Below are 11,702 nucleotides of genomic sequence, written 5' to 3' on the forward strand. Positions count from 1 at the left end.
GGCCTCCGCGGCGGAGGCGGGGCCAGCCAGGGCGAGCAGCGCGGCGAGGAGACGGGAGCGCATCACTCCTTCACCTCGGACAGGACATCCTGGAACTCGGCGTCCAGCTCGCGCAGCGCCTCGTCCTTCTGCGAGGAGAGCGTCTGGATGGCCGTCGTCTTGTCCTGCTTCTCGTTGAAGGCCACGTCCACCACGCCCACGTCCGCCTTGAGCACCAGGTCGTAGAACTGCTGCCGCACGCGGCGGATGCTGTCGTAGGCGATGCGGCCCACCAACTGCCTGGCGTCACCGGAGACGGCGGCGACTTCGGCCTCGTAGCGCTCCAGGAGTTGCTGCTCGGCCACGACCTTCTCGCGGATGACGCGGCCCCGGCGCTCCAGCCGCTCGCGCACCACGTTCCGGGCCGTCGTCACGCGTTCGCGCAGGCCGTCCAGCCGGCCGCGCACGCCGTGGGTGCGCCGCAGCGTGGCGAGGACCTCCGCGTCCGCCCGGGGCTCCGCCTCGCGCAGGATGGCGTGCTCGCGCCGCAGGGAATCGGCATAGGCGACGCGGATGGCGCGCTCGCCGGCCAGGGTGGTGTCCACGGCGTTGCGCTCGTCCGCCAGCCGCGCGCGCGTGGCGGTCAGCTCCGCCTTGAGGTCCTTCAGCGTCTGGACCTCGGCCTGCAACTGCAGCAGGAACTCGCGCTCCTCGTCCGGAGGCGTCTGCCGGTGCGTCCGCGAGTCATCCACCCACTTGCGTATCGAAGCGGCGATGGCGTTGAGCGACTGAAGCTCGAAGTCGAGCCGGTAGGCCTCGCGGTCCAACTCGTCCACGCGCCGCTGCATGCGCTCGCGGCGGTCCTCCAGCGTCTTCAACGAGGTGGGCAGCGCGGAGAAGCGGCGCTCCAGGGCTTCACGCGCGTGCTGGGCCTCCGTCAGCCGCGCCAGCTCGGCGGGCGTGAGCACGGCCTGCATCGCGAGCGTCTCGACCCGCACCAGCTCCGCCTCCGCTTGGGTGAGGGCGGTGTCGACCGCGTCCGCGCGCGTGTTGGCTTCCTGCAGCTCCGGGAAGGTCTCCAGGCCGCGCGTGTCCAGGGCGTGGAGGATGCGCTGGGCAATGGCCGCGGCCTCGCTCCGGCCCCGGCGACCGCTGTCGATGTCCTCCACCGTCCGCACCGCGTCCGCCACCTCGCGCTGCGTGGTGGCGTACTTCAGCACCAGATGCGGCAGCACCGTGCGCATGTCCAGCGGGCCGTCCGCGCGCACCAGCAGCCGGTCGAAGTACGCCACCGGGTCGCTGTGCGAGCTCAGCAGCGCGTCCACCTGCTCCCTGGGGGGCCGGAAGGTGTCGATGACCTGGGTATAGGTGTCGGTCGCCTCGTCGTACCGGCGCAGCTTCTGGAGCAGGTTGCCCTGGAGGATGCGGCCTTCGGCGGCGAGCTGCGAGTCGGGCGCCACCAGCAGGAGGATGTCGATGGCGTTCTTCGCCTGCTGGTAGTGGCCCCGTCGCACGTGGACCCAGGCGGATTCGTAGAGGGAGTCGGGGAAGGACTCGCTGTCACGCGGCACCTGGCCGTAGCGGTCCAGCGCGTCGTCGAAGCGGCCCGTCTCGTACAGCAGCCGTCCCAATGACATCAGCGCCAGCTCGCGCACGCGGCGGGCTTCCTCCTCCGGCGTGGGCGCGGAGCGGCGAGGACCCGTCCTGCCCGGAGCGGCCTGTGCGGCCTGGGCAGAGGGCGGGGTGGCCAACTGTTGGAAGCGGGTGATGGCCGCGGGCAGGTCACCTTCCTGCACGGACAACACGCCCAGGTGGTAGGCGGCCTGGAGCCGGAAGGCGCCGTTGGGTGCCTGCGCCAGTGGCGTGAAGGCGGCGCGGGCCTGGGTGATGCGGTCCGCCGGAGACAGGTCCGTGCGCCGGAACAGCCACTTCGCGTGGACGTAGGCAATCTCCGGGGACAGCTGCCCACCGGACAGCGTGCGGGCCTGCGCCACGTAGGCCTCGACACCCTCGAAATAATTGAGGCGGCCGGCCACCGTCAGGTAGCGCGACAGGGCCTCGCGGTAGTGCCCGGAGGTCGGGGGCAGGGCCAGCAGCTCGCGCAGGTACAGTCGCGCGCCAATGTCGTTGTGCTGCTCCAGGAGCGAGTCCGCCAGGTAGAACAGCGCGTCCGGATAGCGCGGATGCGGGCGGAAGCGCGGGTCGCTCACCAGGTCATAGAAGAGGACGGACGCCGCCGGCCAGTCGCCCAGCAGGTAGTGGATTTCGCCGTCGGAGAAGCGGCGCGCGAGGGCGTCGTCGTCACTGGGCTCGGCGCGCTGGGTGAACTGCGTCTCCACGAAGTGGAGGTTCTCCTCGACGCCGAGCAGTCCTGTCTCCACCGCATCGAGCCGCGGCGACAGGTCGCGCGCGGGCGGCGGGGGCGCGGGCGCCTGCGCGGGCTCGGCGGAACGGACGGCCGCCGGCCCTAGCAGGACCGCCGCGAGAGCGAGGGCGCGGAGTGACGCGTTCACCGTCTGGCCCTCTACTGCCCGGGAGTGGAACGGGTGACGGGCGGCGGGGCGGCGGGCGCGGCCTTGCGGCCCGACTCACGCGCGACGGAGACGTCGTAGCGCACCGCGGGCCGGTCCTTCAGGTCCGTGGTGATGCCGCCCTGCTCGTAGCCCACCACGTGCACGGTGGACGTCTTCCCCGGCTCCGCGCTGAAGGTGTAGCTGGACTGCACCTTGAACTTGTAGCCCTCCAGGTAGCTGAACACGCCGTAGCCATTGCCCCGGTACACGAGGCGCACGGCGAGCTGGTGCTGCCCGGGGACGATGCGGCCGTTGAAGACCTCGAAGAGCTCGCGCTTGCCCAGGTCCGTGTGGCCCTCTTCATCTACCTGCGTGTAGACGGGCGCGCCGTCGAGCGCGTACGCCACCGACTCCAGTTCGAAGGAGCCGCCCATCTCGTTCTTGTGGATGATGACGGCGCGAGCGCCCGTGGAGACGTCACCGCCCAGCACCGTCTCCTGCAGCAGCAGCAGGCGCGCCTTGGAGCGGTAGATCTTCTCCTTCAGGTCGACGACGTTCTCCTCCAGCGTCTTTACGCGGGTGTCGAACGCCTCGTCCGCGGTCGCCGCGGTCTGTGCCGAGGGAGGAGCGGATGCGGCGGGCTCCTGCGCGAGCGCCGGCCCACAGAGGGCGGCGCTCAGCAGGGCGAGGAGCGGGAAGGTGGCGGCGACACGCACGGTACGACCTCAGTGGGCAGACGGTCCGACCTGACGGCAAGGGAGGACATAGCACCCTTGCCTGTAGGACGTCTTGCCACGCCGTGGGCGGGGACCGGGGTCGCCCGCCTGGGCGCTTGCTTCAACCACCCTTCTTGAGCTCGGTGAGGACGAGCTTGGCCACGGCCTTGAGCGTGTCGAAGACGCCCACGCCCGTGGGCGCCACGGCCTGGTACTCCGGGATGTTGCGGTGGTTGAGCGCCTTGCGCATCTCCTCCACCGTCACCGCGTTGGGCAGGTCGCGCTTGTTGTACTGGATGACGTACGGAATCTTGTTCAGGTCGTAGCCCTGCTCCGCAAGGTTGATGCGGAGGTTCTCGAGCGACTCCATGTTCGCTTCCATGCGTTCGATCTGGCTGTCTGCCACGAACACGACACCGTCCACGCCCTTGAGGATGAGCTTGCGGCTGGCGTCGTAGAAGACCTGACCGGGCACCGTGTACAGGTGGAAGCGCGTCTTGAAGCCGCGAATCTCACCGAGCGACAGCGGCAGGAAGTCGAAGAAGAGCGTGCGGTCCGTCTCCGTGGAGAGGGAGATGAGCTTGCCCTTCGTCTCTGCGGCGGTCTTGTTGTAGATGTACTGAAGGTTGGTCGTCTTCCCGCAGAGCCCGGGCCCGTAATAGACAATCTTGCAGTTGATTTCGCGGGATGAGTAATTGATGAAGGACATGGCTTCCCGGGTTACTCGCTGAAGAGGTTGTCGATATCGTCGTCGGAGATCTCGGCGAAGGGCGACCCAGCTCCAGGACTGTCAGTCTTCTTCACCAGGCTCTCGAAGATCTTCGTGAGCTCGTCGCTGGCCTTCTTGATGCGAAGGCGGACGAGGCCGAGGCTGGTGCGGTTGTCAAAGATGACGACCAGCACGACCCGGCTGCCGACGATGGTCATGTACAGCGAGTCCTTGGCCCCCTCGTGGAACTGGTTGGGGAACTCGTTCTCCCCAATCAGCTTGGCCAGGCCACCCATCGCGGCCACGTTACCGGCCGTCAGCGAGGCCAGTGACGTGGTGTCGATGTTCTGCGTCTGACCCGCGGAGGAGATGAGCTGCCCGTTCTTGTCGACGAGGAAGACCACCTTCGCGTTCGCGTCCTTGGTAAGCCGGTCGCAAACGGCGTTGATCTTGGTGAACTCCTCTTCGTACATCACCAGTTGCGTGCCCATGGGCGTATGCGCTCCTCAGCGTTCGCTCGTCCCGCTCATGGCGACGCTCCGATGTTTCTAGAGTGAATCCACGAGGTTAGACGAGGCGCTACCGACCGTCAGGATGCTTAGCAAAGCGTATCCACTCCAGCAAGAAGCCTTCCGCTTCCTGGAGGAGGTTCCGTGCCCGTTCCCATGCCCTCCGGACGCACTGTGGGGTGGAGGCCACGGATCCGCACCCTGGGCGCGTGGGGCCTGAAAGAGCCCTTCCCACGGGGTTGGGGGCCTTCCCGGCTTTCTCTATACTCCGCTGCGTTTTGCCGCTCCCGCTTTTCCCGCGTTGCTTCGTGGCGCGCCTGGCGCTGGTGCTCCTCGTCCTGCTTGCCACGTCCCCCGCCCACGCGGAGGAAGTGGCCGAGCACGCCTCGTCGCGCCTTCGCTACGGGCTGTCCCTCCGTGACGGCCGTCAGGCGGATGTAGGGCCCGGGCTCACCTATGAGGGCTTCACGCCGAACGACGTCGCGGCCGTGGGCACTGCGTGGCTGGGCACGTCCTGGCTGGGCGCGTGGGCCGGGTTGCAGCGGGAGGCCTTCGACCTGCGGGAGGGCGCGCTGCGGATCACCGGTGGCAGCCTGTGGCGGGCCTCGGTGGGCCCCCGGGCGCGCGCCTTCCTGGGCCCGGTGCGCGCGGAGCTGGGCGCGGGCTATGGCTTCTCGCAGCTTCCCCACTTCAGTGACTCGGCCGAGCCCGTGCTCCTTCGGGGCGTGCGGCATGCGGCGGTGGTAGGCGGCCTGGTGCGCTTTCCGCTGATGCAGGGGCTGCAGTTGGAGGCGCGCGGTGAGTTGCCGGTCTCGCTGTCGGTGCGCGACGCCACGGGCGCCCGGGCGGAGGCGACGGGGTTCTCCGCCGGTGGCGCGCTGCTGGTGCCGCTGCGGCGAGCGGAGCGCTGGACGGGCACGCTGGTGCTGGACTTCGAGCACGTGCAGGACACGGTGACGCTGGAGGATGGGACGCAGTCCCGGCAGCGGCTGCGGCGGATGGGCGCGGCGCTGGAGCTGGCGTGGCATGGCGGTGTCCGGACGACGCGGCAGGTGCCCGTGCCGGTGGTGGTGCCCGGGAGCGTGCGGTTTCATGTGCTGGACGGGCGGACGGGCGCGCCGCTGCCCGGAGCGCGGGTCATGGTGGAGGGCGAGGCGCACGTGGCGGATGCGCAAGGCCTCGTCGAAGTGGCGTCCCTATCGCCCGGACCGGTGTCCGCGCAGGTGACGGCGGAGGGATACGCGTCCGCGGAGGCGACTGCCACCGTGGAGGAGGGCATGCGCGCGGAGCTGGAGGTTCGAGCCGCGCCACTGCCGCCACCGACGGGCGCGCTGCGGGTGACGGTGGTGGATGCGCGGACGGGCGCGCCGTTGCCGGACATTCGCGTGTCGGTGGGCACGGCACAGGTGCGCACGGACCTGGCAGGGCAGGTGGTGGTGAAGGACCTGGCTCCGGGGCCCGTGGCTGTCGCGGTGGCGTCTTCCGGCTTCCAGTCCGCGGATGAAGCCGCGGTGGTCATCGCCGGGCAGGAGTCCACGCTGTCGGTGCCACTGGCGCCGGAAAAGAAGGGGACTCGGGCCACGCTGGTGGGACAGGTTCGCAGTGTGCGAGGGGGCAAGCCGTTGGCGGCGACCCTCCTCGTCACGAAGGCCCGGGTGCGCGCGCGCACGGATGCGAAGGGGGCTTTCAATGTCCAGGTGCGGGGTGGCACCTACCGCATCACCATCTCCGCGCGAGGGCATCTGTCCCAGACGAAGGTCATCACCCTGCGCGAGGGGGAGCGGACCATCCTCAATGTCGACCTCTTCCCGAGGGGGAAACGGTGAGTGCCCCGCGTTGTTGGTTCCTGGTCCTGCTGCTCCTCGTCGCGGGGTGTGATGATGACGCCGTGGCGCCGCCTCCCGGGCCCTCGGCGGTGGTCGACGCGGGCGCTGGCGAAGTGCTGGGCCGCCTGGAGGGCTTGAGCGGCGACGTGCGCCTGGAGCGAGGTGGCAAGCGGGCGCCCGCCGAAGAGGGGCCCTTGTACGGGGGCGACGCGGTGGAGACGGCCGCGGGTGGGGCGGCCACGGTGCGTTTCCCGGATGGCCGTTCCGTGGAGGTGGGACCGGACGCGCGCTTCGCGCTGGGCTCGGATTCGGGAGGCATCGTGCTTCAAGTGGAGCGCGGCATCCTGTTGTCGCGCGTGCCCGCTGGTGCGGCGCGCACGGGCCAGGGCTCGAAGGTGGCACTGACCATCCGCACGCCCTTCGGCCTCACGCGCGTGGGGGCGGATGAACCCAGCGAGGTGCGCGTGCAGGTGGCTGAGGACGCGGGCCGCGTCGAGGTGCGGCTGGGCGCAATCGAGTTCGTGGGCCGCGATGGCAAGACGCTGCGCGCGTCCGAAGGCGACGCGGTGGAGGCGACGTCCGGCCGGACGGAGCTGGTGGCCCGCGGGGCGCGTGTCCTGGAGCTGGCGCCGATTCCGGTGACGGTACGGCTGGCGGCGGGGCGCGCGGAGGTGCGGGCCAAGGGGGCGTCGAACTGGCGTCCGGTGGCGAAGCAGGGCGAGGTGTTATCTCCGGGGGGCAGCGTGCGCACCCGGCGCGGAGGCTCCGCGGTGCTGGCACTGGAGGGCTCGGCCACGGTGGCGTCACTGGGCTCGGACGCGGAGCTGGTGCTGACGTCAGCGGAGCAGGGCGGCGCCACGGACGAGGCTCGCTTCGACTTGTTGAGGGGCTGGCTGAACCTGCAGCTCGCGCGAGGGCGTACCAGCCGGCTGGTGCTGCCGGGGCTGCAGGTGGAGGGCGGCGGTGAAGCGCGGCTGGCGGTGCGCCGCACGGCCGCGGGCTATCTGGTGGATGCGCTGACCGGACAGGTGACGCTGGTTCGCGGAGATGCCCGGCAGGCGCTGCGTGCGGGTGAGCGCGCCACGGTGGAGGCATCCTCCGCGCAGGCGCCACGCGTCGAGCCGCTCGCGCCCGCGCCACTGGCCCTGGGCGTCGTCGACGGCGCGGAGGTGTTCCATCCAGGGCTGCGGGATGTGGCCATCACCTGGGAAGGGGAGGGCGAGGCCCTGGTGGAGGTCGCGGAGGACGCGGCCTTCACGCGGCCGGTGCTGTCAGGCACGGTGTACCGCCCCTTCATCAACGTGCCCGCGCCGGTGCGCGGCAAGCTCCACTGGCGGGTGCGCCGCAAGGATGGGACGCAGGTGTCGGGAAGCGCGTCGTTCGCGCCGGAGCGCGCGGTGCGCTCGCTGGCGCGGGTGCGCAACGTGGTGCCCGAGGGGCCGGAGAAGACGACCATCTTCTACCAGGACAAGCCCCCGGCGGTGACCTTCACCTATGCCTCGGAGACCTCCGCGGCGCGCTACCGTGTGGCGGTGTACCGCGCGGGGGCATTGGATACGCCGGTGGCCGAACGCACCGTGACGGAGGCTCGCGCCGCGCTGGACGCCGGTGCGCTGAGCGAGGGCAACTACCTCTGGTCCGTCACGCCGCTTTCCGCCACGGGTGCACAGCTCAAGGGGGGACGGATGAACAAGCTGGAACTGGTCTACGACAACTCGGTGCCGGTGCTCATGGTGTCCACACCGCGCAACGGGCAGGCCGCGGGCGCGAAGGTGCGCGCGGCCGGTGTCGCACCTGTGGACGCCCGCCTGTCCATCAATGGACGCCCGGTGGCGCTGGATGGCAAACACCGGTTCAACACCTGGGTGGAGCCGGTGGGCTCGCCGCCCGTATTGGTGTTTAAGATGACGCGTCCTGGTGCCCCGGCGGTCCATACGGTGCGCACTCTGAAACAGCGAGGGCCGTGAGGATGTCCCCCCCCCAGACGACCCTGCCTGTGACGGAAGCGGGCCTTGTGCCCCTGCTTCAGCCTTATGGCCCGTACGTGCTCGTGCGAAAGCTGGCCGAAGGCGGCATGGCGGAAATCTTCCTCGCCAAGTTGCTGGGCGCGGACGGCTTCGAGCGCAACGTCGTCATCAAGCGGATGCTGCCGCACCTGACGAACAACCCCGACTTCGTGGAGATGTTCCGGGACGAGGCGCGGCTGGCGGCGAAGCTGGCCCATCCGAACATCGTGCAGATTCAGGAGCTGGGCTTCGCGGAGGGCTGTTACTACATCTGCATGGAGTACCTCGCGGGCGAGGACTTCTCCACGACGTTGCGGCTGGCCGGACGCAAGCGCCACTACGTGCCGCTCCCCGTCGTGCTCCGCGTCCTCATCGACGCGGCGCGCGGCCTGCACTTCGCGCACGAGTTCACCAACGAGGCCGGGCAGCCGCTGAACGTCGTCCACCGCGACATCTCTCCGTCGAACCTGTACCTGACGTACCAGGGGCAGGTGAAGGTGCTGGACTTCGGCATCGCCAAGGCCGAGTCGCGGCTCGTCAACACGCGCACTGGCGTGGTGAAGGGCAAGTACATGTACATGGCGCCGGAGCAGGCGCGCGGCAAGGAGGTGGACCGCCGCGCGGACATCTTCGCGCTGGGCGTGAGCCTGTACGAGGCGCTCACCCATGTGCGGCCCTTCTCCCGGGAGAACGACCTGGCGGTGCTCAACGCGCTGCTGCAGGGCGAGCTCAAGCCGCCGCGCGAGCTGCGGCCGGACTTGCCCGAGGAACTGGAGGCCATCCTCCTGAAGGCCATGGCCTTCAAGCCGGAGGACCGCTACCCCACCGCGGAGGCGTTCGCGGACGCGCTGGAGACGTTCCTCTCGGAGCATCTCAGTGGTTCGGGCGCGATGCCGCTCGGCGCCTTCTTGAAGGGGCACTTTGGTGAGGAGCGCTTCACCGAGCGCTCACGCATTCCCACGCTGGCCACGCTCACCGCGACGTACGGAGGCGCCGCGGCAGGGGCGCAGGGGCAGGCGCCGGGGGCGGAGCCGCACGGGACGAACCTGTATGGCGTGCTTGCTCGGGAGGGCGATGCCACGTCCGCCCAGCGCCCCGGCATGTCCATGCGGCCTTCCTCGCCAGGCGTGCCTGCCCATGGCGCGGCCTCACGTGGGTCAACGTCGCCGGAGTCCGCCCCCACGGCCGGAGGCCGACGCTGGCGTACGCTGGCGGTGGGATTGGCGGGTGGCCTGATGCTGGCGGCGGCGGGCATCGTTGGATATCGGCAGTGGATGACGACGCCCGCTTCGGTGTCGCTGGTGCCGGCCACGGTGCCCGTCGTGGAGGCCGTGGCACCGGAGGCTGCTGCCGCTCAGGTCGGCGCGCCGATGGAGGCCGTGGCACCCGTGGGTGCCGCCGCTCAGGCCGGTTCTCTGACGGACGCCGTGGCCAATGGGGCGGGTGGCGATGTGGGCGAGACGGATTCGGCGCAGCTCTCCGTGGATGCTGCTGGCGTGACGGAGACGGACGAAGCCGGACTTGCTGGCGCTGCGTCCGATGTCGAGGCGGAGGCGGATGAAGAAGGGGCGGACGCGGCACCTGTGCGGTCGAAGAAGGCCTCGTCGCAGAAGCGGGTGACGCTGGGCATCGACGACGTGCAGCGTGTCGTCTCGCGTGGACGGGCGCGCATCACCACGTGCTTCGAGCGCTACAAGGCGGACCTGCCGTCGAGCCAGGGCGAGGTGCAGGTGCAGCTCACCATCGTCTCGTCAGGCAAGGTGCGGGCGGGGACGCGGGGACCGCTGGCTTCGTCGGGCGTGGGCCGCTGCCTGGAGGCCCAGGCGGAGCGCCTGCGCTTCCCTCCTCACCGGGACCAGGAGGTCACGGTGGTGATGCCTTTCTCGTGGCGGGTGACGCAGTAGCGGCGCGAGGAAGCTCGCGCCGCCACCGCGAGTGGCCTAGAGGTCGCGGCGGGCGGAGAGTGCCTTGGCGAGCGTGGCCTGGTCGGCGAACTCCAGGTCGCCGCCCATGGGCAGCCCCTGGGCGATGCGGGTGACACGCAGGCCCATGGGCTTGAGCAGGCGGGTCAGGTAGAGGGCGGTGGCTTCGCCCTCGACGTCCGGGTTGGTGGCGAGGATGAGTTCCTCCACCCGGCTGTCGTTGAGGCGCTCCAGCAGCTCGCGGATGCGGAGCTGGTCGGGGCCCACGCCCTCCAGGGGAGACAGAACGCCGTGCAGGACGTGGTAGCGGCCCTTGAACTCACGGGTGCGCTCCAGCGCCATCAGGTCTGCGAACGTCTCCACGACGCACAGCACGCGCTCGTCGCGCCGAGCATCCCGGCAGAAGTTGCAGGTCTCCGCGTCGGTGAGGGAGAAGCAGCGCACGCACAGGTGCACCTTCTCCTTCACCTCGCGAATGGCCTGCGACAGCTCCGCGGCATACTCACCCGGCGCCCGCAGGATGTGGAACGCGAGGCGCTGCGCGGTCTTCTCGCCGATGCCCGGCAGCTTCGCGAGCTGGGCGACGAGTCGATTCAGCGGATCGGGGGTCATCCGGTATCAGGTAATGCCGGGGATCTTGACGCCGCCGGAGATTTTCGCGAGCTCGCGCTGCATGTGCTGACGGCTGCTCGCCAGGGCGGCGTTCACCGCGGCGGTGATGAGGTCCTCGAGCATCGACGTGTCGTTGGGGTCGATGGCTTCCTTGTCGATCTTGATGCTGCGGATCTCCTGGATGCCGTTGGCGACGACGGTGACCCGGCCGTCACCGGCCTTGGCCTCCACGCTCTCTTCCGCCAGCTGCTGCTTCCGTTCTTCAATCTTCTCCGTCAGCTTGTTCGCCTGCCGGATGAAGTAGTTCAGGTCGACGCCAGGCATATGCTTCCTCGGTACTCGTGGGAGCGGGCGCCACGGACATGGCCCCGCCCCGGCGTGGAATGGGGCGCCACCCTACCGTTGCGCGAGGCGGTTGTCAGGCGCTGTCGTCGGAGGTGTCGTCCGCTGGCACGGCCCCGGGGCGCTCGGGCTCGTAGACCTGGATGTGTTCGATTTCGCCTCCCAGGAACTTGAGCACCGCTCGGACGGCGGGGTGGCTGCGGACCTTGCTGTCCGTGTTCTTCTCGTGGGCGGCGCGCGTCTGTGCGTCCTGATCGGCCAGACTGGGGCCCAGCCGGGGGTCGTCCGGAGACGCATCCTGGATGGTGAGCTTCACCGGGCGGCCGAAGTGCTCGGCCAGGGCCTTGTCCACGGCGGCCTTGCCCGCGGTGGAGTTGACGGCCATGCGGTGGAAGCCGGCCACGGGCAGGAAGCCGAGGACGATTTCGCCGTTCTTCATCGACATCAATCGCCCGTTGGAGAGCGCCGCGCCCTGCCTGGGATGGGAGGCCTTCACCGTCTCCACGGCGGCCCGCCAACGCTCGATGAGGGGCAGGTTGGGGTTGTCCCGAGAGCGGGTGACGGGGGG

Annotated in this window: 9 protein-coding genes and 1 pseudogene; 3 read left to right on the forward strand and 7 right to left on the reverse strand. The window is 69.9% G+C overall.

Annotated elements, in window-relative coordinates; all coding sequences use genetic code 11:
* Nucleotides 1-62: 62 nt before the first annotated feature.
* The 4 genes from FMQ63_RS35810 to mglB all read right to left on the reverse strand — a co-directional run bounded on the left by FMQ63_RS35810 (nt 63) and on the right by mglB (nt 4,408).
* A complete protein-coding gene (locus FMQ63_RS35810; protein WP_011552023.1) occupies nt 63-2,492 on the reverse strand; it encodes a tetratricopeptide repeat protein in 2,430 nt (809 codons plus the stop codon).
* 11 nt (nt 2,493-2,503) lie between these two features.
* The gene (locus tag FMQ63_RS35815) at nt 2,504-3,208 is read right to left on the reverse strand and encodes a hypothetical protein (RefSeq protein WP_011552024.1); all 705 of its coding nucleotides are present in this window, start codon (nt 3,206-3,208) and stop codon (nt 2,504-2,506) included.
* Nucleotides 3,209-3,329: 121 nt separating this feature from the next.
* Nucleotides 3,330-3,917 carry a gliding-motility regulator Ras-like GTPase MglA gene (gene mglA, locus FMQ63_RS35820; protein ID WP_011552025.1) on the reverse strand — a complete coding sequence of 196 codons (588 nt, stop codon included), beginning with the start codon at nt 3,915-3,917 and terminating at the stop codon, nt 3,330-3,332.
* 11 nt (nt 3,918-3,928) lie between these two features.
* On the reverse strand, nt 3,929-4,408 hold the full coding sequence (gene mglB, locus FMQ63_RS35825) for a gliding-motility regulator GTPase-activating protein MglB (protein ID WP_002637270.1): 480 nt from the start codon (nt 4,406-4,408) through the stop codon (nt 3,929-3,931).
* Between the two features lie 296 nt (nt 4,409-4,704).
* Here mglB and FMQ63_RS35830 point away from each other — a divergent pair, with 296 nt between their 5' ends.
* Genes FMQ63_RS35830 through FMQ63_RS35840 form a run of 3 tightly spaced genes read left to right on the forward strand, consistent with a single transcriptional unit; the run spans nt 4,705 to nt 10,162 of the window.
* Nucleotides 4,705-6,252 carry a collagen binding domain-containing protein gene (locus FMQ63_RS35830; RefSeq protein ID WP_228556556.1) on the forward strand — a complete coding sequence of 516 codons (1,548 nt, stop codon included), beginning with the start codon at nt 4,705-4,707 and terminating at the stop codon, nt 6,250-6,252.
* A complete protein-coding gene (locus FMQ63_RS35835) occupies nt 6,249-8,219 on the forward strand; it encodes a FecR domain-containing protein (protein WP_011552027.1) in 1,971 nt (656 codons plus the stop codon). Before FMQ63_RS35830 ends, FMQ63_RS35835 begins: the two co-directional genes overlap by 4 nt.
* Nucleotides 8,220-8,221: 2 nt before the next feature.
* On the forward strand, nt 8,222-10,162 hold the full coding sequence (locus FMQ63_RS35840; RefSeq protein ID WP_011552028.1) for a protein kinase: 1,941 nt from the start codon (nt 8,222-8,224) through the stop codon (nt 10,160-10,162).
* A 36-nt stretch (nt 10,163-10,198) separates the two neighbouring features.
* Here the strand turns inward: FMQ63_RS35840 and recR are convergent, their stop codons facing one another.
* From recR to FMQ63_RS37680, 3 genes and pseudogenes are all read right to left on the reverse strand, one after another.
* Nucleotides 10,199-10,792 (reverse strand): recombination mediator RecR, encoded by a 594-nt coding sequence (recR, locus tag FMQ63_RS35845; RefSeq protein ID WP_011552029.1) that lies wholly within the window; start codon nt 10,790-10,792, stop codon nt 10,199-10,201.
* 6 nt (nt 10,793-10,798) lie between these two features.
* Complete coding sequence (locus FMQ63_RS35850) at nt 10,799-11,116, reverse strand: YbaB/EbfC family nucleoid-associated protein (RefSeq protein ID WP_011552030.1); 318 nt, start codon at nt 11,114-11,116, stop codon at nt 10,799-10,801.
* A 94-nt stretch (nt 11,117-11,210) separates the two neighbouring features.
* Nucleotides 11,211-11,702: pseudogene (locus FMQ63_RS37680) on the reverse strand (DNA polymerase III subunit gamma/tau); the annotation flags it as partial.

This window comes from Myxococcus sp. CA005 (genome assembly GCF_006518205.1).
In the GTDB taxonomy this organism is placed as follows: Bacteria; Myxococcota; Myxococcia; order Myxococcales; family Myxococcaceae; genus Myxococcus; species Myxococcus xanthus.